General features: G+C 53.1%; 19 protein-coding genes and 1 pseudogene. 15 read left to right on the plus strand and 5 right to left on the minus strand.

From position 1 onward, the window contains the following. Positions 1-265: 265 nt before the first annotated feature. Positions 266-562 carry a YfcZ/YiiS family protein gene (locus ABD035_RS15705; RefSeq protein ID WP_343871098.1) on the plus strand — a complete coding sequence of 99 codons (297 nt, stop codon included), beginning with the start codon at positions 266-268 and terminating at the stop codon, positions 560-562. A gap of 555 nt (positions 563-1,117) precedes the next feature. Continuing rightward, positions 1,118-1,600 (plus strand): phosphohistidine phosphatase SixA, encoded by a 483-nt coding sequence (sixA, locus tag ABD035_RS15710; protein WP_212714045.1) that lies wholly within the window; start codon positions 1,118-1,120, stop codon positions 1,598-1,600. 38 nt (positions 1,601-1,638) lie between these two features. On the opposite strand, the gene smrB is transcribed toward sixA, so the two are convergent. Further along, positions 1,639-2,190, minus strand: a complete 552-nt coding sequence (smrB, locus tag ABD035_RS15715; RefSeq protein ID WP_212714044.1) for an endonuclease SmrB — start codon at positions 2,188-2,190, stop codon at positions 1,639-1,641. 274 nt (positions 2,191-2,464) lie between these two features. On the opposite strand from smrB, the gene prmB reads away from it, so the two are divergent. The 9 genes from prmB (at position 2,465) to ABD035_RS15760 (ending at position 10,575) form a co-directional block, all read left to right on the plus strand. Beyond that, positions 2,465-3,397 carry a 50S ribosomal protein L3 N(5)-glutamine methyltransferase gene (gene prmB, locus ABD035_RS15720; RefSeq protein WP_212714043.1) on the plus strand — a complete coding sequence of 311 codons (933 nt, stop codon included), beginning with the start codon at positions 2,465-2,467 and terminating at the stop codon, positions 3,395-3,397. A gap of 54 nt (positions 3,398-3,451) precedes the next feature. After that, the gene (aroC, locus tag ABD035_RS15725; RefSeq protein ID WP_343871099.1) at positions 3,452-4,537 is read left to right on the plus strand and encodes a chorismate synthase; all 1,086 of its coding nucleotides are present in this window, start codon (positions 3,452-3,454) and stop codon (positions 4,535-4,537) included. Between the two features lie 4 nt (positions 4,538-4,541). After that, complete coding sequence (gene mepA, locus ABD035_RS15730; protein WP_343871100.1) at positions 4,542-5,366, plus strand: penicillin-insensitive murein endopeptidase; 825 nt, start codon at positions 4,542-4,544, stop codon at positions 5,364-5,366. Between the two features lie 8 nt (positions 5,367-5,374). Continuing rightward, complete coding sequence (locus ABD035_RS15735) at positions 5,375-6,169, plus strand: sulfite exporter TauE/SafE family protein (RefSeq protein ID WP_343871101.1); 795 nt, start codon at positions 5,375-5,377, stop codon at positions 6,167-6,169. 74 nt (positions 6,170-6,243) lie between these two features. Further along, on the plus strand, positions 6,244-6,789 hold the full coding sequence (locus ABD035_RS15740; protein ID WP_343871102.1) for an elongation factor P hydroxylase: 546 nt from the start codon (positions 6,244-6,246) through the stop codon (positions 6,787-6,789). 517 nt (positions 6,790-7,306) lie between these two features. Beyond that, positions 7,307-8,065 carry a sterol desaturase family protein gene (locus tag ABD035_RS15745; RefSeq protein WP_343871103.1) on the plus strand — a complete coding sequence of 253 codons (759 nt, stop codon included), beginning with the start codon at positions 7,307-7,309 and terminating at the stop codon, positions 8,063-8,065. Further along, positions 8,062-9,144: a PrpF domain-containing protein gene (locus ABD035_RS15750; protein WP_212714034.1), complete on the plus strand. Its 1,083-nt coding sequence runs from the start codon at positions 8,062-8,064 to the stop codon at positions 9,142-9,144. The genes ABD035_RS15745 and ABD035_RS15750 overlap by 4 nt, the downstream gene beginning before the upstream one ends. A gap of 662 nt (positions 9,145-9,806) precedes the next feature. Continuing rightward, complete coding sequence (locus tag ABD035_RS15755) at positions 9,807-10,022, plus strand: DUF6500 family protein (protein ID WP_025903305.1); 216 nt, start codon at positions 9,807-9,809, stop codon at positions 10,020-10,022. A gap of 271 nt (positions 10,023-10,293) precedes the next feature. Next, positions 10,294-10,575 (plus strand): YfcL family protein, encoded by a 282-nt coding sequence (locus tag ABD035_RS15760; protein WP_025903306.1) that lies wholly within the window; start codon positions 10,294-10,296, stop codon positions 10,573-10,575. Between the two features lie 19 nt (positions 10,576-10,594). On the opposite strand, the gene mnmC is transcribed toward ABD035_RS15760, so the two are convergent. Next, a complete protein-coding gene (gene mnmC / locus ABD035_RS15765; protein ID WP_343871104.1) occupies positions 10,595-12,604 on the minus strand; it encodes a bifunctional tRNA (5-methylaminomethyl-2-thiouridine)(34)-methyltransferase MnmC2/FAD-dependent 5-carboxymethylaminomethyl-2-thiouridine(34) oxidoreductase MnmC1 in 2,010 nt (669 codons plus the stop codon). Between the two features lie 155 nt (positions 12,605-12,759). Between mnmC and fabB the strand changes: the two genes are divergently transcribed. Then, entirely contained in the window at positions 12,760-13,980 is a 1,221-nt protein-coding gene (gene fabB, locus ABD035_RS15770; RefSeq protein WP_212714031.1) for a beta-ketoacyl-ACP synthase I, read from the plus strand. A 388-nt stretch (positions 13,981-14,368) separates the two neighbouring features. Continuing rightward, entirely contained in the window at positions 14,369-15,568 is a 1,200-nt protein-coding gene (locus ABD035_RS15775; protein WP_343871105.1) for an arabinose transporter, read from the plus strand. Here the strand turns inward: ABD035_RS15775 and pdxR are convergent. Then, a pseudogene (gene pdxR, locus ABD035_RS15780) lies at positions 15,541-16,968 on the minus strand (MocR-like pyridoxine biosynthesis transcription factor PdxR). The gene ABD035_RS15775 and the pseudogene pdxR overlap by 28 nt on opposite strands. A gap of 87 nt (positions 16,969-17,055) precedes the next feature. On the opposite strand from pdxR, the gene ABD035_RS15785 reads away from it, so the two are divergent. Then, positions 17,056-17,499 carry a rhodanese-like domain-containing protein gene (locus ABD035_RS15785; protein WP_343871106.1) on the plus strand — a complete coding sequence of 148 codons (444 nt, stop codon included), beginning with the start codon at positions 17,056-17,058 and terminating at the stop codon, positions 17,497-17,499. On the opposite strand, the gene flk is transcribed toward ABD035_RS15785, so the two are convergent. Next, positions 17,496-18,518: a flagella biosynthesis regulator Flk gene (flk, locus tag ABD035_RS15790; RefSeq protein WP_343871108.1), complete on the minus strand. Its 1,023-nt coding sequence runs from the start codon at positions 18,516-18,518 to the stop codon at positions 17,496-17,498. The genes ABD035_RS15785 and flk overlap by 4 nt on opposite strands. A gap of 144 nt (positions 18,519-18,662) precedes the next feature. Continuing rightward, on the minus strand, positions 18,663-19,544 hold the full coding sequence (locus ABD035_RS15795) for a DMT family transporter (protein ID WP_343871109.1): 882 nt from the start codon (positions 19,542-19,544) through the stop codon (positions 18,663-18,665). Between the two features lie 200 nt (positions 19,545-19,744). On the opposite strand from ABD035_RS15795, the gene pdxB reads away from it, so the two are divergent. Then, positions 19,745-20,881 (plus strand): 4-phosphoerythronate dehydrogenase PdxB, encoded by a 1,137-nt coding sequence (gene pdxB / locus ABD035_RS15800; protein WP_343871110.1) that lies wholly within the window; start codon positions 19,745-19,747, stop codon positions 20,879-20,881. Positions 20,882-20,913 lie beyond the last annotated feature (32 nt).

The raw sequence follows: 20,913 nt of genomic DNA on the forward strand, positions 1-20,913 counted from the left end.
TGAACCTGAACCCCTGAACCCCTGAACCCCTGACCCCCTGACCCCCTGACCCCCTGACCCCCTGACCCTGTCTGTGTTTCTGATCCGGCCGTTCGGGGAAATGCCCTTTACCGTACCGGGCAGGGACTGGCGCAGCCAGCCAGGGGGCTTGAGGTGGATCAAAGTTTGGGTGCTCTTTGCGGTACAAGCGGGTTTTCGTCTGGCAGGGGGACTCTTTCAGGGCGTACACTGTGGCGAGTGATTATTAACTCTACCGGAGCGCACAATGACTGATGCGATTAAAAAATGCAGTGCGAATGAAACCGCCGCCTGTTGCTGTATGGATGTCGGCACGGTGATGGATAACAGTGACTGTACAGCCAACTGGTCGGAGGTTTATCCCGACAGGGCCGCTGCGGAGGCAGCGCTCGCGCAACTCACGGGTAATGCACGGGCGGTGGAATCGGACCCCTGCCGGATCGAGAGCGAGATCAGTGACGCTGCCGGCGGGGTACGGTTACAGGTGAATTTTACGTTCAGCTGTCAGGCTGAGAGTATGATCTTTCAGCTCGGACTGCGTTAGCGGCCTTCCTGCGTTTCTGGCGGGGGGATTTCGCTGAATTCAATCTTTGTTACGTTTTGGCTGAATGTCCGAATGTTGACCTGTCCTTCGCGCGGAGCCTGATACCGGTTGCGCGGAGGGTTTTCCGTCATACGCCATAGCTGCCTCAGTCGGAGTGATTTCCTGCTCAGTTAACGCCATCTCTCTCCCGGCCATATCTGCGGTCAACCCCCCCGGTGAAATAAATCAACTATCTGATTTTACTCTGTAATATACAATGAGTCCTTCTCCGCTCATTTGCTGCTATGATGAGTCAACGGCGGACTTATGCAAATATCCTATGCACCCCGCCCGCAGACTCTGATAATCTGCAGATTGTGAGTTAACCGATATTTGATATCGCCGTGACCTGCAGGCGGAATTGCGCCGTATCAATTTAACCGGAAATTTATTGTACATAAAATGGCCATTCGGTTGACTGCAAGCCGGCCTTTAGGTACAACACCTGCTTCATAACGCTATGCAGCATGCTGCAGTTCATGAAACCGTTCTTTTTTCAATTTACAGCGGTGCACTATGCAAGTTTATATCATGCGTCACGGTGAAGCGGCGCTCGAAGCGGATAGCGATGCAGCCAGACCTCTGACCCATTGCGGATGCGATGAATCAAGACAGATGGCACACTGGCTCGATAATCAGGTCGTGGATATAGAGCGCGTGCTGGTCAGCCCTTATCTTCGGGCGGAACAGACCCTGAAAGTTGTTCGTGAAAGTATGCTTTTGCCGCAGGAAAGTGATGTTTTACCGGAGCTGACCCCTTCAGGCGATGCCGGCAGGGTAGCCCGATACATCGAAGCGCTTGCACATGAAGGCGTTAGCTCTGTTCTGGTGCTCTCACATTTGCCGCTGGTCGGTTATCTGGTGTCAGAACTTTGTCCGCAGGAAGCACCCCCGATGTTCGCCACTTCCGGTATCGCACTGGTCGACTATGACGAACAAACGGCAACAGGCCAGCTGAAATGGCAGGTCAGCCCGTCCCGGCTGGATAAGGCTATCTGATCTGTGTTGAATTACCGCGGCAGGACGCTGCCGGTGATTCAGGGAAGCTCAGGGGGTTGCCACTCTTCAGTTTCTATCAATACCAGGATCGCAGCATCTCCCCCGAACAGTTTTGGTGCCTGATGAAACGCCATCACATAGGGATGCTGTGCCAGCCATAACGGAGTCTGTTGTTTGAGGATATGTTTTCCGTGCCCGTGCATCACGCTGGCGCAGAACAGATGTTCTCTCCGGCAGGCTGCCAGTAATGCCCCCAGTTCTTTTTTTGCCTGCTGCTGTGTCAGTCCGTGAAGGTCGAGGAAAATCTCCGGCGTATAATCCCCCCGGCGTAATTTTTTGAGCTCATAATGACTGACATCGGCACGTACATATCTTACCGGTCCGTCTTCTGCCAGCAACGGCTGAAATTCATCTGAAAAATAATGACTGTTATCCGCCTGTTCCGATTGCAGGCGCTTTTCAGGAATTGCTCTGCTTTGCGGACGTACCGGTGCATGCTGTACGGTATCCTGCTTCAGTTTACGTGTATCAGACATTAACTGCCGGAACAGTAACTGATCCTCCTGACTGAGCGTTTTCTTCGGGTTCATAAGATAACTGGCTTAATGATGGGGGAGAGTCTCGTATTTTTCCTGGCTTAAAGGGAAAAAGCAAATGCCTTTCTGCGCTTCCGGGGCATATTTTCGTTATCAGACCTGTGGACAGACGGTTTTTTATCTGTCGAAAAGACCATTTTTTCGGGGTCAGGTCCTTCTGCTAACGGATAAGAGATAAAAGCGGGCTTTTTATTAATACACCGCTGAATTCTGAGTCACTTCATGGCAAACTATCGCCCGTATTCAGATCTCGTCCCCGGAGGACAAAGTGGACAAAATTTTCGTTGATGAAGCAGTAAACGAACTGCACACCATTCAGGATATGCTGCGCTGGGCGGTGAGCCGTTTTTCTGCGGCTGATATCTGGTACGGACACGGTACCGACAATCCCTGGGACGAGGCAATTCAGCTGGTATTACCCACCCTGTACCTGCCACCGGAATTTCCTGAAGAAATGTATCTGGCGCGACTGACCCGCAGTGAAAAAAACCGGATTGTCGAGCGTGTGATCCGCCGGGTCAATGATCGGGTTCCGGTCGCCTATCTGACCAATAAAGCCTGGTTTTGCGGGCATGAATTTTATGTCGATGAGCGGGTGCTGGTTCCCCGTTCACCGATTGGTGAGCTTATCAGTCAGCGGTTTGCCGGGCTTATCAACCATACCCCGGAGCGTATTCTGGATATGTGTACCGGCAGCGGCTGTATTGCGATTGCCTGTGCTTATGAGTTCCCGGAAGCCGAAGTGGATGCCGCCGATATTTCTGCGGATGCGCTGGCAGTGACAGAGCAGAATATTGAGTCACACGGGCTGATGCATCAGGTCACCCCCTTGCGTTCAGATCTTTTCCGCGAGATACCTCCGGTAAAATATGATCTTATCGTCACCAATCCGCCGTATGTGGATGCGGAGGATATGGATGATCTGCCCAACGAATACCGTCACGAACCGGAACTGGGACTGGCTGCCGGCAGCGATGGTCTGGTACTGGTGCAACGTATTCTGGCGAATGCGGCAGATTATCTGAGTGAAGACGGCGTACTGATCTGTGAAGTGGGTAACAGCATGGTGCATATGATGGACCAGTATCCGGATGTTCCCTTTACCTGGCTTGAGTTTGAGCATGGCGGGGACGGGGTATTTATGCTCGACAGACAGCAACTGGTTGAGGCACTTCCGTACTTCAGACAATATCAGTTTTAATTCCCGGACGGGCCGCTGCCAGGCGGCCTGTGTTTTTTGATACAAGGAACTACCATGGCCGGAAACAGCATAGGGCAGCTTTTTAAAGTCACCACCTTTGGTGAATCTCATGGAATCGCATTAGGGTGCATCGTTGATGGCGTCCCTCCCGGCATTCCGTTGACCGAAGAAGATATTCAGCAGGATCTGGACCGCCGTCGTCCCGGCACATCCCGTTATACCACTCAGCGCCGTGAGCCGGATCAGGTCCGTATCCTGTCCGGGGTCTTTGAAGGCGTCACGACCGGGACCTCTATCGGGCTGCTGATTGAAAATACCGATCAGCGTTCGCAGGATTATGGTGCGATAAAAGATCTGTTCCGCCCGGGACATGCTGACTATACCTATGAGCAAAAATACGGACTGCGTGATTATCGCGGAGGCGGACGTTCTTCTGCCCGTGAAACGGCGATGCGTGTCGCTGCCGGGGCAATTGCAAAGAAATACCTGCAAATGAAACACGGCATCGTGGTTCGCGGGTATCTGGCGCAGATGGGTGAGGTGAAATGTGAACTTCGCGACTGGCAGCAGGTTAGCCAGAACCCGTTTTTCTCCCCGGATGAAACCTCACTGGAAGCCCTGGATGAACTGTTACGCGGGCTGAAGAAAGAGGGTGATTCTATCGGCGCGAAAGTCACCGTGGTGGCGGAAGGCGTGCCGCCGGGACTGGGTGAACCTGTCTTTGACCGTCTGGATGCCGACCTGGCCCATGCACTGATGAGCATTAATGCCGTCAAAGGCGTCGAAATCGGTGACGGCTTTGCCGTGGTGGCTCAGCGCGGAAGCGAACATCGTGATGAAATTCGTCATGATGGTTTCCAGAGTAACCATGCCGGTGGTGTGCTGGGCGGCATCAGCAGCGGGCAAACCATTCTGGCGAATCTGGCGCTGAAACCGACGTCCAGCATTACGGTGCCGGGTAAAACTATTACCCGGACGGGTGAAGAAGTGGAGATGATCACTAAAGGGCGTCATGACCCTTGCGTCGGCATCCGTGCGGTCCCTATTGCGGAAGCGATGATGGCCATTACCCTGATGGACCACCTGTTACGTCACCGCGCCCAGTGCGCCGATGTCACGACCCCGATACCACGCTGGTAACACCATGAAAAAATATGCGCTGGCTGTTCTGATGTTACTTCTTAAGGCTCCTGCCATGGCGGCGGCGACGCCCTGGCAGAGTATTCAGCACCCTGTCAGTGGTGCGCCGCAATCGATAGGCAGTTTTGCGAACGGCTGCATTATCGGGGCACAGCCACTGCCCCTGGATGCGGCTGATTATCAGGTAATGCGTCAGGATCAGCGGCGCTATTTTGGTCATCCGGAACTGATCAGCTTTATCCAGCGTTTTTCTGCGCGTGTTGCTGCAGAGCATGAGGGGGAAGTGTTGATCGGCGATATGGGAATGGCGGCGGGAGGCCGTTTCAGTAGCGGCCATGCCAGTCACCAGACCGGTCTGGATGTGGATATCTGGCTCCAGTTACCTGTCCGTCGCTGGACGGCGCAACAACTCCTTCACCCACAACCTCTCGACCTGGTCAGTGCCGATGGTAAACATGTTGTTGCCAGACACTGGTCACCGGAGGTGATGCAGATGATCAAACTGGCAGCGGAAGACCCTGAAGTGACCCGGATCTTTGTTAATCCGGCGATCAAGCAACAGCTGTGTCTGCAGGCCGGCAGTGACAGGGACTGGCTACAGAAAGTGCGGCCGTGGTTTGCGCATCGGGCGCATATGCATGTCCGGTTACGTTGCCCGGCAGGCAGCACACAATGTCAGGATCAGCCAGCACCGCCAGCGGGAGATGGCTGCGGTGCCGAACTTGCCAGTTGGTTCCTGCCAGCGAAACCCTCAGCCAGCTCTCCGGTGAAGCGGACACCTCCGCTGCCGCCGGCCTGCCAGGCACTGCTCGATAATCACGTTTTGTAAGGAACGCTATGGAATGGTTTTTCGTCAGCCCCATGATGGTCGCGGTATTGTTTTGTGTGTCGGTGGCAGCCGCTTTTATTGATTCGATTGCCGGGGGCGGGGGATTACTGACGGTCCCTGCCTTACTGGCGGCCGGACTGTCACCGGCGCAGGCACTGGCGACCAATAAACTTCAGTCTGTGGGCGGCTCGTTTTCGGCCACGCTGTACTTTATCCGGCGTGGGGCGATAAACATCGCTGAACAGCGGCTGAATATCGCCATGACATTTTTCGGCGCGATGTGCGGTGCCATCTTTATTCAGCATTTGCAGCCTAATTTGCTGCGCCAAATCCTGCCTGCGTTTCTGATTGGTATCGGTTTATGGTTTTTACTGATGCCGAAGCTTGGCGAAAATGATCGGGCTGCCCGCTTGAAGGGGTTACCTTATGCGCTGATTGGCGGCGGCTGCGTAGGTTTTTACGACGGCTTTCTGGGCCCGGGAGCGGGGTCTTTCTATGCCCTGGCGTTCGTTGTGCTGGCTGGTTTTAATCTGGCGAAAGCGACGGCACATGCCAAACTGCTGAACTTCACCTCTAACTTTGCCGGTCTGGTATTTTTTATGTTCGGTGGCAAAGTCCTGTGGGGACTGGGGCTGGTGATGCTTCTCGGGGCTTTTTGCGGTGCCAGACTGGGCGCCAGGCTGGTCCTGAGTCGGGGGCAGAAATTGATCCGTCCGATGGTGGTTATTGTCTCTATGACCATGAGCCTGAAACTTTTGTGGGACAGCCACGGTCAGGCCATGATTGCGCTGTTATTCCACTGAAACAGCCTCCTGCAGGGTGCGTGGCCGCAGGGTTCAGCGGCCACGTTGTCGCATTTTGAGTAATGAGTAAGTGAATGACAAAGCATCGTTATCAGGATTTAACGGTCATTTTTGACCAGTGTTTTTTTACGGATTTTAATACCCGGCTGGTGAAAGGTGACGATGAGCCTGTTTACCTGCCGGCCGATGCCGGTTGTGATCATCATCGGATTATTTTCGCCCACGGCTATTTCGCCAGTGCCTTACATGAGATCTCTCACTGGTGTGTGGCCGGTGAAGCCCGTCGTCAGTTAGTGGATTTCGGTTACTGGTACTGTCCGGACGGACGTGACATGCAGACACAACAGCAGTTTGAATCTGTTGAGGTCACGCCGCAGTCCCTGGAGTGGATGTTCTCTGTGGCGGCCGGATTTCCCTTTAATGTCAGTTGCGATAACCTGAACGGGGATTATGAGCCGGACCGAATCGCCTTCCAGCGCAAAGTGCATCAGAAAGTCGTCAGTTACCTGCAGCAGGGCATTCCCGAACGTCCGCAGCGTTTTATTAAAGCTCTGAACCGGTTTTATGGGACCCCGCCGCTGACGTTATCACAGTTTCCCTGGCCGGAAGATCTGTGCTGACAGCCGGTTAATAAAATAAAGTCGTGATGCTCCCCGTGATTTTATAGATATCCGCCATGGGGCATTCGGCGTTTATTTCCCCGGCAGGATATAAACCAGACTTATATCAGCTACCTGCTTCTTCAGTCGCTGATTTTTATCCTCCGACTATTACCGATAAGGCAGGGTTCCCACGAATTTATGAAAAATAGCCTCAGAAAAAGTCATCTTTTTGCAGATTTTACCTACGGCGGGTACCGGTTTCGGCGCGGCTTCAGCGCCTCTGCTTTCCGGGCTTCTTAATGTTGGCAGAGATTTTTTCATCTGAGTTACTTCTGATAGATAGTTTGTTCATTTAATCGCGAATCCGTTTTTGCCGTGGAGGAACTGCCAGCTGGCCTGATACTTATCGGGTCGTAATTGCTCTCATTAAAACCACACATCCGGAAATCAATAGAAACAAAATATCGATAAAAAATAATTTTAATACTAATTTGCTACGCTATATTAAAGAACCGAAAGAAAGGAGGGGAATGTCATGCATTTCATTACTGAAAATTGGTTGGTTGCCTGGTTTTTCTTATTGTTTTTTTTAGAGGTTTTAATCTATAAGGATATTATCCTTACAGGAAAAACAAAAAAACACTGGGGGGTGAATGTTTTAAATTTTATTGCGACAAAGTTAGTCAGTATATTACTCATCGTCCCTCTGCTATCCATTTCATCTGATAATAGTTCTCACTTCATTAGCTCATTACCTTACTGGATTTCAATTCCCATTGGGGTTGTACTCTTAGATTTATCTGGTTATATATTTCATCGGTTGAGCCATGAACTTGAGTTTTTTTGGCGGTTCCATGAAATTCACCACTTAGATGAGGTGTTAGATGTCAGCACATCACTAAGGGTCCATTTTTTAGAAGCAGTTTCTCACGCGTTGTTAAATGTATTATTCATCTATGCATTTGGGATCAGTCAGGAATGTATAGCCGCTCATGCATTAATATCTTTTTTATTTGCCACATATCATCATTCCCGATTCAAACTACCATTGAATATTGAGAGTAAATTATCATTACTTGTGACTACTCCTGGATTCCACGAGCCACATCATGATGTTAATATTGAGAACAATCAAAGTAACTATGCCTTTATATTTCCTGTATGGGATTATATGTTTTCAACCTATCATCAAGATACATTTAAAAAAGAATGGGATTTTGGCCTCTCATATTCAAGAGATGTCGGTGCCATAAAGTCTTTAATTAAACCATTATCGAAGGATGGTGGAAAATGAAAAAAATAAAGTTATATTATGTCAGGGGCGGAACCTCATCAGGCGTCATCATTCAAAAAAAAGATTTGCCTGAGGACAGGGAAAGTATAGAACGTATCGCAAGGGAAATATTCGGTGTTCCCAGGAGTAGTTGCCAGCCACCCGATGAGTACCAGATAGAAGGCATAGGTAAAGGTAAAAGTACCAGCAATAAGCTCTTTATTATTGATGTAAATATTGAAGATAAAATGGTCTGCAGTACATTTATTCAGTTGGAAAATATAAGCAGCCGTGTTTCGTGGGATGTCAACTGTGGGAATATGACAACTGCAATCCCCTTAGTTTTAGATGATCTGGGGTTAATGGACGTCATTAATCATAATGAAAAAATAACAATCCATAACACAAATACCAATAAAATAATTTACTGCTCACTTCCAAAAAATGGCGGAGAAAATAAGTTGTGTAAAATACCCGGGGTTTATCATCGTTACCCGGAGATTGATATTTCCTTTAAAAATCCGGAAGCAAGCACGACAAACGCTCTTTTCCCGACAGGAAAAAAAACTGATAATATTAATGGGAAAAGTATTACCTGCATTGATGCCGTAATCCCAATGGTTATTATGAGAGCAGAGGATTTTGGTTTATCTGGCATGGAGAGTAAAACTGAAATGTCGGAAAAACACAGGGTGCTTAATGAGATTGAAGAGATAAGGGTAAAGGCCGGAGTCCTGATGGGGATAAAGAACAAGTCAGGAGCGAATATGACAGAAGATGAAATAAGGGAGTCAATAACGGTTCCAAAAATATCGCTAATCAGTCAGGGAGGGGACGGGTATGATATTTCTGCGTTTTATTTAACCCCCAAAGAGATACATAATTCAATAGCCGTTTCCGGAGGTGCATGCTTAAGCTATGCCTGCTATATAAGTAATACCGTTGCCTCTCAAATTTATTGTAATGCTGATGTGAGAGTAAAACATTTCTCAGGGATTTCTGAGTTTGGAGTGGTGGATAGTGATGGTGAAATTGAAATATATACTAAGAGGAATGCCCAGATATATATAAGTGGTGATTTTTATTTATATGATACCTAAATGGGTAAATCAATAATCATACTTACTTCAGGCGTACCCTGGCAGGTAACAGGATATGGCTGGTTGGTTTTTTATCCGCTTTTACTGTTCTCCGGATGATTATTATAAGAGATTTTGATACTGATGCAGGGAGAGTTCGGGTGCCGTTGGTCGGCAGGCTCATTACAGAGAAACGCTGCAGGATATTTTGCGCCTGTAACCGTAATACCAGAAGTCAGGTGATTATTTTCGTCCATAAAATGCAACTCCAGCCAGCACAGTAGCGAATGACCACTGAAACCTTTTTTACTTCATTTCGTGGCTCAGGCAGGCCACTGTTGTGTTATCTGTCGATACATTTATGTCCGCCAGGCTGATTAAACATTTCCCGCCATATATGGTTCAGGATTGAACCCAAATATTTTGTATGTCGTAATCGGTTATGAGATACGCAACTTTTACCTGCAGCCGTCAGGTCTCCGGGGGAAGTGATGAGTGAGTTATCTGTAAGATCCTGACAGGATCACGCCACTTAGTGGGGGATATACACTCAGGATTATCTGAGCCATTCTGAGGTGTTTTTAGAGTGGGTTGAATAGGGCCCTGAGGTTGTTTCTGTGGTAAGAGCAAGACGATGTTATAGTCAATCCTCCGACTTACAGCAATACCTGCAAGGAGATTATGTGCGGGAAGAAATGAAGGAAAAGATGATCAGTGTCTGTGAAGCAAAAATAATAGCCAAGGGGAGTAACGTTGGGCTGTCATTCTACGCTTTTTTTGCCAACAAAAATGATGACCCGGAGTTGCTGATGGAAGTTGCTCACTGGTGGATTATGGAAATGAAGCTGGACCATTTTGAGAAGGCTGAAAAGATAAAAATGCTCGTCTCAGCCATATAGTTTTGCGGGTAAGTCTCCTGCCAGCTCCTCAGGCCCTCAGGGCTGCGCCCCTGACTCCGGCAGCATAAACACCCCATAAGTTAATTCTCAACTTCACCGCGAAAGAGTCGGGGGCTGCCTCGTTTTGTTATACAATCACTGGCACCTGATACCCTGGGCAGCGGAGGCGGCATCAGGCGGTAACGGGTGTGAGTAAACGTCTGACACGGGTCCGCACAACCCGGCCTTTGGCAGGGTGAAACCTGTATGAAACGAGTGAGAGGAATGCTGTTTGATTATTGAGATTGAAACAAAAATACTGACGATGATCGATGACATGGTCGAAGACGCCACCGATGATCAGTTATTCGCTGGCGGGTATATTCGCGGCCATCTTACCCAGTCGGTAGCCGAGCTGGAACTGCAGGGGAAGACCAGTGCGGCAGCGCTGAAACAGCAGGTGGAAGAGAGCCTGCAGCAGGCGATCCGCCAGCAGGAACTCTCGCCGCCGGACCAGGTGCTGGTGCTGGATCTATGGCAGGAACTCTACCTGAAAGCCAGCAGTGCCGCCTGAGCCGGCGGTATTCTCCCGGTCAGGTGACCGGGCGTCCTTTCAATAACTTTCTCACCCAGAAACGGTTCGGTTGCAGGGCATCCAGTGTCTCTGCATCCAGCGGCTGAGGTTCCCCGCTGATCTGTGCCGCCAGGATTTCCGCGGCCAGCGGGGCACTGCATAATCCGCGCGAACCCAGTGCGCCGAGCATAAACATCTCCGGCCAGACCGGAGCGTCAGGCACGGCCTCAGGCTGATGGCGTTGTCCGGAAAGCCGGGCATAGGCGGTCAGTAAACCCGCGTAGTCCGGGACTGAACCTGCCATCGGCAGATGATCGCGGATAGCGCAACGCACGCCACTTCTGGCCTGCTGATCTGTGATATCCACTTCGGTGGGCCACTGACTCTCCGGCAAACAATCGATCAGCCGCTGGCGATTTTCCCGCTGGTCATCCTCACGGTAGACCGCCTCACTTTCTCCACGATGGTAACTGGCTCCGATGCAATGGGTATGATGTGTGTTACTGACCGGTGTAAGATAGCCGTCGTAACACAATACTGTTTTCAGGGCGGAGAGTTGCGGGGTTGACGGCACATGGCTGACCTGGCCTGAGACGGCATACAAGGGTAATTCCCGGGTCTGGCTGAAGCCGGGAAGACGATGCCCGTTCGCCAGTACCACCGTCTGATGCCGGCGTGCCGGCAGGTCCCCGAAACGGAGTTGCCAGTGGTCCGTATCACGCACACATTCCTTTAGGTCATGCTGCCAGTAACAGCGCAGCCCCTGCTGCTCTGCCAGCGCAATCATCTCACGGGTAAGCTCCCCGGGATTCAGCCAGCCTCCCTGCGGATAAAAAAGTCCGGCACAGGGGATATCGACACCGGCGAGCATTGTCGCTTCTTCTGCATCGACGCCGGTCGCAATAGTCGCGGGCAAATCCATCGCCAGCATTTGCCGGATTTTTTGCTGACTTTTTTCATCCCAGCCAAGCTGCAACACACCGCTCCATTGATGTTCATAACTACAGGGCAGGGCATCGTAGAATCGCCGGGCAAAGCTGAATGCCGTCGGGAAAAAGCGGGCCAGTGCCGGGTCATGGCTGTTCAGTAACGGATAAAGTGCTCCCTGGCGGTTACCGGAGGCATTCTCTGCCGGCCGGGCATCGGCACAATAGAGGCTGACCTGATAGCCCCGGCGCAGTAATGCCAGTGCCAGACAGGCGCTGGCGATACCGCCGCCGATAATCGCGATATCCTGACTGATGGAGGCATTCCTGGCAAACCACGGACGCACAGGGGGCGGGGTGACTGAACGGGGCAGCGTACCGCACAGCATCTCCCGTTTATGGCCAAAGCCCTTGCGGCGTTCTACCGCAAAGCCTGCCTGTTGCAGGCCACGCCGGACAAAGCCTGCAGCAGTGAATGTTGCAAAGGTTCCATCCTGACGGGAAAGCCGGGCCATCGCCTGAAACAGCCGCTCGTTCCACATCTCCGGGTTTTTTGAGGGGGCAAATCCGTCCAGAAACCAGGCATCGACCTGGCCGTTCATGCTGTCATCAAACGTCTCTGTCAGCTGATTAATATCTCCCAGCCAGAGATCCAGTGTCACCAGACCCTGGCTGAACAGCAGACGCTGGCAGCCTGACAGGGCTTCCGGCCACTGCTGCTGCAACTGTTGCGCATACCCGGCCAGCGCCGGCCAGTGCTGATGGGCAGCAATTAAATCCTCGCGGGTCAGTAAAAATTTTTCGCAACTGATAAAGTGCAGGCGTTTCAGCGGCCCCTCAGGAGCGGCGGCGATAGCCTGATCAAAAGCCTGCCAGAGTGTCAGAAAATTCAGTCCTGTGCCAAAACCGGTCTCAGCCGTGATAAAAACCGGCCCTGAATGGCTTTCAAAGCGCGCCGGCAGCCGGTTTCCCTCCAGAAAGACATAGCGGGTTTCTTCCGCACCGTTGTCATTTGAGAAATAGACATCATCAAACAATTCGGAAACAGGTGTACCCTGTTCATTCCAGCGTAAGGAGGCATGGGCAATTCGGGAGGCATTCACTGTAGGGGGCTCATTGGTCAGGCAATAGGCTAATTTTATCGATATCGTCCGGATGACGCAAATTTACACCGATATTTGCTGATCGGACTTGTTCGGCTTACAAGTGTACGCTAAAGTGCATCGTCAATCGAAGAGATGTGGAAGAGGACTTTTGAATGAAACGTGCAGTGATCACTGGCCTGGGGATTGTTTCCAGCATTGGTAATAATCAGCAGGAGGTTCTGGAATCCCTGCGGGAAGGGCGTTCAGGCATTACCTTCTCAGAAGAGATGAAAGATGCAGGCATGCGCAGTCATGTCTGGGGTAAAGTTAAACTTGATACCACCGGCCTTATCGATCGCAAAGTTGTGCGTTTTATGAGCGATGCGTCTATCTATGCTTTCCTCTCGATGGAAGAAGCCGTTAAAGATGCAGGACTGGAAACTGAACTCTACCAGAACAACCCGCGTGTTGGCCTGATTGCCGGTTCCGGTGGCGGTTCCCCGCGTTTCCAGGTATTCGGTGCTGATGCAATGCGTGGCCCGAGAGGCCTGAAAGCGGTCGGCCCTTATGTGGTCACCAAAGCCATGGCATCCGGTGTGTCTGCCTGCCTGGCGACCCCGTTTAAGATCCACGGTGTGAACTACTCCATCAGTTCCGCTTGTGCGACCTCAGCTCACTGTATTGGTAATGCTGTGGAGCAGATCCAGTTAGGTAAGCAGGACATCGTTTTTGCCGGCGGCGGTGAAGAACTGAGCTGGGAAATGGCGTGTGAGTTTGACGCGATGGGTGCCCTGTCTACCAAATACAATGAAACTCCGGAAAAAGCATCACGGACTTACGACTCACAGCGCGACGGCTTCGTCATCGCCGGTGGTGGCGGTATGGTCGTGGTGGAAGAACTGGAACACGCCCTGGCACGTGGTGCCCATATCTATGCCGAAATCGTGGGTTACGGTGCGACTTCAGATGGTGCGGATATGGTTGCGCCTTCCGGTGAAGGTGCGGTGCGTTGTATGAAGATGGCAATGGCAGGTGTGGATACTCCTATCGATTATCTGAATACACACGGTACTTCCACTCCGGTAGGAGATGTGAAGGAGCTGGGTGCTATCCGCGAAGTATTCGGTGATAACACGCCGCTGCTGTCCGCGACCAAAGCGATGACCGGTCACTCATTAGGGGCTGCCGGTGTGCAGGAAGCGATCTATAGCCTGCTGATGCTGGAGCACGGTTTCGTTGCACCGAGCATTAACATTGAAGAGCGTGATCCGGCGGCGGAAGGCATGAACATTGTGACCCGGGCGACCGAAAAACAGCTGACGACGGTGATGTCTAATAGCTTCGGTTTCGGCGGAACCAATGCCACCCTGACTATGCGTAAATATCAGGCATAATCAGCGTGTGATAATGAAACGGTCGCGATTGCGGCCGTTTTTTTTGTCTGCGGAAAAGGGACGCGCAGCCTGCGCCTGCCGCATAGCAGCAGAAAAGCCGTGCCAGCTTTACCCCTTGCCGGAGAACTGCCCGGCCAGTGACTTAGGAACAGCAGGCAGGCAAAACAGTCCCACAGCTGGCTGCCGGCGTCAGTATAACGACGGTGAGCCTGCGGCTGCAGGCCCGGCAGCGGCTGAACAGGGCACCGCATAGACGGTGTCATTTGACGATTCGGGCGCTCTTTTTTGACAACAGGTGTCACTGTGTCACAATTTTTCCTTTAAGGGTATCAGGCCAGGATGTGCCGCCAGGCGGACCCCGTCGCCTGAAGTCAATGGAGTTTCATCGATGACTGAATCTGTATCCCCGTCTGCAGAGGCGACGTCCGGGACCTTCCCTGTCGCACTCACTTCATTTTCGGTATTTCTCACCTATCTGACCGCCGGTTTGGCGCTGCCTGTGATCCCGTTGTATGTACACCAGCAACTGGGGATGAATGATGTTATGGTCGGGCTGGCCGTGGGTATTCAGTTTTTTGCCACCTTACTGTCCCGCGGTTTCGCAGGGATCAAAGCCGATCAGCAGGGCGCAAAACGCACCACCTTAACCGGCATGGTGGTGATCCTTTTTGTCGGTGTTGCTTATCTCTGTTCAGCCTTGTTATCCGGAATGCTGTTTCTGCAGTTCGGGTTATTGCTGCTGGGGCGGGTATTACTGGGGGTCGGAGAAAGCCTGCTCTTTACCGGTAATCTGACCTGGGGATTGGGGCTGATCGGCCCGAAGCGTTCGGGCATTGTGATGTCCTGGAACGGGATGGCCATTTACGGCGCACTGGCTGCCGGGGCGCCGCTGGGATTACTGATCCAGCACCATTATGGTTTTACCGGGGTCAGCGCAGTCGCGATCTGTTGTCCGGGGCTGGCATTACTGTGCAGCAGCCGTATTCGTGCGGTACCTGCAAATCCGGGTGAGCGGATCCCGTTGCTCAGTGTGATAAAGCAGGTACTGACACCCGGTGCGGTTCTGGCACTGCAGGGCGTCGGTTTTGCCGTCATCGGCACCTTTACGTCACTCTATTTTGCGGAACGTCACTGGGGGAATGCCGGGTATACGCTGACCGTGTTCGGGCTGGCCTATGTGATTATCCGGCTTATTTTCGGAAAGCTGCCCGATAAAATCGGCGGTGTACGGGTCTCAGTCATCTCACTGTTAGTGGAAGCGGCGGGGTTATTATTACTTTGCCTGGGTGGCCAGGAGTGGATGGCATTTGCCGGTGCGGCACTGACCGGCTGCGGATGTTCCCTGATCTTCCCGGCGATGGGCGTGGAAGTGGTTAAAAGTGTGGATGCGCGGGTCAGAGGGACGGCACTCGGTTGCTTCTCTGCGTTTCAGGATATTGCCTACGGGATCAGCGGTCCGCTGGCCGGATTACTGGCCAGCGGCTTTGGCTATCGCTCGGTCTATCTGGCCGGCGCAGTGGCCGCCTTAACGGGACTGGCTATCAGTGCCCGGTGGCTGTTTTATCCCAGGACATCCCGTAACGCCTGACAGGCCTGCAGAATTTCGGCCCGTTGCAAGGCCGAATAGCCCAGGATCCAGCCGTACTTCTTTTCCTGCGTCATATAAAGCGGTGACAGGGGGGGCAGAATCAGTCCTCGCTGCCGTGCCTGCCGGGTCAGCCGTTGTTCATCACCGTGCAGTAACTCGACGGCTAACTGCAACCCGCCTTCGCCCGGCATCAGACGTAATCGTGTCGACAGGTGCTCATCCAGCACGGAAATCAGTAACTGGCGCCTGGCAGCATAGAGCATCCGCATCCGGCGAAGATGGTGAGCAAAATGTCACTGCCGGATAAATTCCGCAGTGACCGCCTGTGACAGCTGAGGAGTGTGGCCATCACTGACCGTACGGGCGCGGACAACGGCACTGACCAGCGCCGGTGGAAGGACCATCCAGGCGAGACGCAGAGACGGAAACAGGCTTTTTGAAAAGGTCCCGAGATAAATGACCCGTCCGTGACGATCAGCCGATTGCAGAGCGGGTAACGGTGCACCCTGATAATGAAACTCGCCGTCATAATCATCTTCAATCAGCCAGCTGTTATGCTGTTTTGCCCACGCCAGCCAGTCATTACGCCGTGCTGCGCTCAGCGACATTCCGAGCGGGTACTGATGGGCGGCAGTCAGACAGGCCAGCCGGGCTGGCCTGTCAGGCACCTGAGCGCCTTCGGCATCCAGGTGTAGGGGGATCAGCTGCGCACCGGCGGATAAAAAGGCATTGCGGGCACCAGGATAGCAGGCCTGCTCTGTCAGTACCCTGTCTCCGGGGTCGAGCAGCAGAAGGCTGAGCAGTTGCAGGGCCTGCTGTGAACTGCTCAGGATCACTATCTGTTCCGGGGAACAACGGACCTGCCGTGAAAGTGCCAGATAATCACTGATAACTGCCCGCAGTTCAGGTAACCCCTGCGGATCTCCGTAACCCATCAGCGAGTCACCGCGTCCATTCAGCACTCCGGTATATATTTTTCGCCACAGATCCAGCGGAAACTCGCGTAAATCCGGGGATCCCGCCGCAAAAGGCAGCGGAAATGCCGGGTCCTGACAACCGCCGGTATCGGCTATTTGCTGCCCCCGGAGCGACAGAGCGCGGGCCGGAAAAGCGGAGGCCGGCACAGCAGGACGAGGGATCCGTCGCGGGGTATCGCTGACAAAGCTGCCTTTGCCCTGATAACGGGTCAGATAACCTTCGCTTTCCAGCTGACTGTAAGCGGCCTCGGTGGTGACCCGGGACAAAGCGAGATCCGCCGCCAGCTGACGGGTAGACGGCATCTTCTGACCAGGCGTCAGATGACCCTGATGGATGGCCTGCCGCATGGCTTCGCACAGCCGTTCCCGGCGGGGGCGTCCGCTGAGATCCTGAAAGAGTACCAGCCAGGGAGAGGGAGTCATTAAGTGGTCTTAATCCATGACTGAAAGTGGTCTTATAGTGGACGTTATCATGCAGTACTCTGACAGAAACAGGCAAGGAGTAAAATTATGGATCACTATCATTTATTTCCGGACGTCAGTCCGCAGGAATCAGCCGATTATCTGGCGAAGAAACTGGCATTTTATACCGATGCTGCGGACCTGGCCGAAGATCTGCGGCAGCAGAATCCGCAAATTGTGGTACTGGATGTCCGGGCATTGCCGCTCTATGAGCAGGGACATATTCCCGGCGCGGTGAGTTTCCCGCACCGGACAATGACCGGGGAGACACTGGCTGCGCTGGACCCGCAGAAACTCTACATTACCTATTGTGATGGTATCGGCTGTAATGGATCAACCAAAGGTGCGCTGAAACTGGCCCGTGCAGGGTTTTATGTGCGGGAACTGAGTGGCGGGCTGGATTTCTGGCTGCGTGACAACCTGCCGGTGTCCTTCGGTGTGACAACGGGCCAGTGGCCCGTTGCAGATGCGGGAGAAGGCTGTGGTTGTTAAAACAGCCATACCGCCAGAGCGACAATAGCAGCCAGCACCAATAGCCAGCCGACCAGCGGTATGCGTGAGCCGGCGGAGGAGGCGGGGAGAGGCACGGATGTCGCAGTTTCCGGACGCGGGCCGGTATACGTCTCCTTACGGGATCCCTGTCTCAGTCTTTCAGCCCTGAAACGAAACAGTTTATGTAGCATATCCTCGGCCCGTACCACGGTCAGGGGCTGTGACGGGGAAAGATTCGGCTCACCGTCGTGATGAAGGTGCCGGATCTCTTCCTCTGTCGGCGGTTGCTTTAATGACGCCAGTAACGCCTGCAGAGTGACCGGGCTTGTCTGGGTACTCAGGGTAATACGTGCGTTCAGATACTGCGTCAGCAACGGATAATAGCGTGAGGGGATGGGGTCGCCGTTTTTCAGCGATATCAGGCTGAAGATATTTTGCCAGACAGAGGCATGGGTCCCGCCGCCGGAAATGGATAGCCGGATCACCTGCTGCTGTAAGTTCTGATGTTCCGCCGGCAGCAGAGTCCGGTCGGTCACCCGAAGCTGCTGCGGCTGAGGGATATCCATTTGCCCGTTCTGTAACATGGTGAGTACCTGCTGCAGCTGGGCGCGGGTCAGCGCACTCAGTACGGTCTGACCAAATTGCTGACGGATAAAGTCACTGACCGCCTGGCGATTATTTCCACGCGGCAACAGGGCCGTCAGTTGTTGTAACAGCAGGCGGACCGAATGACTGTTTTGTTCCTGAGTCAGTTTCTCTGACAGCCAGTGTTCGGCAGCCGGATAATGACTGGCGAGTAACTCGCTATCGTTGCTGACTCCGGCCTGATGGCGGATACCAGCCCAAAGCTCCGCAGATTTTAGCGAGCCGATGGCCATGATTTTAACGATAATGCGTTCCAGCGTCGTCCGCTGCGCCGACGTCAACGGGGCAGAAGAAACTGAAGGAGATGCATTTTTCGGATGAACAGACGAATTTCTGTCACCCGAGACCTCAGAAGGGCCGCGGAGTGGTTGCATGACAAACATTCCAGCAAAAGAGAATTCAGGCCGGGGTAAGCCGGAGTGGATCTCTCTATGATACCAATCCCCCCGGGAAATCCCAAGTAATAAGGGGGGATTATTGGTTAAACACGCCGCAGTCGTTGTGCGTCAGAGCTGCCATTACCGTCGTGCGCGCGAAAGCGGTGTACGCAGCCGCTGAGCCAGTATCACCCCGATCAGTGTCAGCCCGCCACCAATCCAGTGCCAGCTGTGCATTTTTTCGTGCAGAAAAAGAATAGCAATGATAGCGGTAAAGACCGGTGACAGATTAAGGAAAATACTGGCAGTGTTGGCCCCCAGCCGCATCACGCCCTGGATCCACAGGTACGGCGCCAGAATCGAGGCCGGAATTGCGGCATATAAGACCAGCGGGATATTTTCCCGGGTCAGGGCAATGTCCGGCGTCAGCAGGAAGCCTGGCAGTAATAAAATAATGGCAAAGATGATCTGCACATACAGACTCTGCCACTGGGGCAAATCCATGGCCCAGCGTTTGGTCAGTACGCCATAAAGGGCATAGGCTGCCGCCGCGATCACCATCATTAGCTCACCGCTGCCTAATCCCTGGTGGAGGAGTTGCAGAGGATGACCGGCACTGATAAGCCAGCTTAGCCCGGCAAACGATAGCACTGTACCGATAACAATCCCCACCGTCGGTGCCAGCCGTAAAATAAACAGACTAAAAATAACCGTCATCAGCGGGATGCTGGCGACCATGATGCCGATAAACAAAGCACTGACCGTCCGTGCCGCAAAATAGGCCAGGCTCTGGTACAGCACCATGCCCAGTGCGCCCAGGATAAGCAGACGCCAGCCGTGACGCCATAAGGCATGCCGGTTACGAATCACCCCGGGCAGCACAAAAGGGCTCAGTACCAGCAGAGCCATGCTCCAGCGATAAAAAGAGATGGCCTCAGGAGTGATCAGCCCGACCGTGAGTTTACTGACGACGGAGTTGATGGCCCAAATCAGCACCGCTCCCAGCGGAAAAAGAAAGTTCATAGCAGGTCCTTCAACACATAGTCTGCGCTACCTGAAACAGTAACGCCTGCGGGGGAAGTCAGGGAGGATATCCCGGCCAATTAAGATGACTGAGCCGGCAGCGCATAGCAAGCGCAAATCCGAAATAATCGACGGATGTTTTCCCTCAGGGTTTATGCCAGAATAACCGGATATTTCCGGTGAGAAACAGGACAGATGCAGTGAAAATTGTTGTCGATGAAAATATGCCGTATGCCCGTGAATTATTCAGTCAGCTGGCAGAGGTTGAAAGTGCGCCAGGCCGCTCACTTTCCTGTGAGCAACTGACCGCAGCCGATGGACTGATGGTGCGTTCTGTCACCCGGGTGAATCAGGCCCTGCTGGAGAATACGGCGGTACGTTTCGTCGGTACGGCAACCGCCGGAATGGATCATCTGAATACCGCCGACCTGCAGGCTGCCGGCGTGGCTTATTCGGCGGCGCCCGGATGTAATGCTATCGCCGTTGTCGAATATGTTTTCTCCGCACTGCTGGCGCTGGCTGAGCGTGATGGCTTCCTGCTAACGGACCGGACGGTCGGTATCGTCGGGGCAGGGAATGTCGGTGGCAGGCTGCAACGCCGTTTTGAGGCGCTGGGGATAAAAACACTGATTTGTGACCCGCCGCGGGCAGATAAGGGCGAGCCGGGTGAATTCCATTCACTGGAAACCCTGGTGCGTGAAGCGGATATTCTGACCTTCCACACACCACTGTATAAAGACGGGCCTTATAAAACATGGCATCTTGCGGATCAGAAACTGCTGGAAGCCCTGAAGCCTGGCTCGATTCTGATTAACGCCTGCCGCGGCCCGGTGGTGGATAACGCGGCGCTATTGACGGTGCTGAACCAGCGAAACGATCTCTCGGTGGTGCTGGATGTGTGGGAGCCGGAGCCGGATCTCTCTTTAGCGTTGCTGGCGAAGACGGACATTGCCACGGCCCATATTGCCGGCTATACCCTGGAAGGCAAAGCCCGCGGCACCACGCAGGTATTCGAAGCCTGGTCAGCGTTTATCGGTCAGCCCCGTCAGGTTCCATTATCTGAATTGTTACCCGCGCCGGATATCGGGCAGATCAGCCTGAACGGCGAGTGCTCTCAGGCAATGCTAAAACGTCTGGCACATCTGGTGTATGATGTGCGCCGTGATGACGCACTGCTGCGTGCCGTGGCCGGTAAGCCCGGGGAATTTGATCGTCTGCGTAAGCACTATCAGGAGCGACGCGAATGGTCTTCGTTGCAGGTGAACTGTGATACGGCCGCCACGGCCGAAAAACTGCAGCAGCTTGGCTTCACCGCAAAATTTACCGGTAGCTGCTGACCTTTCAGCGGTAACCATTATCTGTACAGGCG

Source organism: Tatumella terrea, assembly GCF_039523755.1.
Lineage (GTDB): Bacteria > Pseudomonadota > Gammaproteobacteria > Enterobacterales > Enterobacteriaceae > Tatumella > Tatumella terrea.

Bases quoted from the DNA above. Each gene is read 5' to 3' on its own strand.
- mepA (WP_343871100.1), top strand. From the start codon at position 4,542: ATGAAAAAATATGCGCTGGCTGTTCTGATGTTACTTCTTAAGGCTCCT.
- ABD035_RS15785 (WP_343871106.1), top strand. From the start codon at position 17,056: ATGGATCACTATCATTTATTTCCGGACGTCAGTCCGCAGGAATCAGCC.
- ABD035_RS15795 (WP_343871109.1), bottom strand. From the start codon at position 19,544: ATGAACTTTCTTTTTCCGCTGGGAGCGGTGCTGATTTGGGCCATCAAC.
- ABD035_RS15735 (WP_343871101.1), top strand. From the start codon at position 5,375: ATGGAATGGTTTTTCGTCAGCCCCATGATGGTCGCGGTATTGTTTTGT.
- aroC (WP_343871099.1), top strand. From the start codon at position 3,452: ATGGCCGGAAACAGCATAGGGCAGCTTTTTAAAGTCACCACCTTTGGT.
- flk (WP_343871108.1), bottom strand. From the start codon at position 18,518: ATGCAACCACTCCGCGGCCCTTCTGAGGTCTCGGGTGACAGAAATTCG.
- ABD035_RS15745 (WP_343871103.1), top strand. From the start codon at position 7,307: ATGCATTTCATTACTGAAAATTGGTTGGTTGCCTGGTTTTTCTTATTG.
- sixA (WP_212714045.1), top strand. From the start codon at position 1,118: ATGCAAGTTTATATCATGCGTCACGGTGAAGCGGCGCTCGAAGCGGAT.
- ABD035_RS15750 (WP_212714034.1), top strand. From the start codon at position 8,062: ATGAAAAAAATAAAGTTATATTATGTCAGGGGCGGAACCTCATCAGGC.
- smrB (WP_212714044.1), bottom strand. From the start codon at position 2,190: ATGAACCCGAAGAAAACGCTCAGTCAGGAGGATCAGTTACTGTTCCGG.
- ABD035_RS15740 (WP_343871102.1), top strand. From the start codon at position 6,244: ATGACAAAGCATCGTTATCAGGATTTAACGGTCATTTTTGACCAGTGT.
- fabB (WP_212714031.1), top strand. From the start codon at position 12,760: ATGAAACGTGCAGTGATCACTGGCCTGGGGATTGTTTCCAGCATTGGT.
- ABD035_RS15705 (WP_343871098.1), top strand. From the start codon at position 266: ATGACTGATGCGATTAAAAAATGCAGTGCGAATGAAACCGCCGCCTGT.
- ABD035_RS15775 (WP_343871105.1), top strand. From the start codon at position 14,369: ATGACTGAATCTGTATCCCCGTCTGCAGAGGCGACGTCCGGGACCTTC.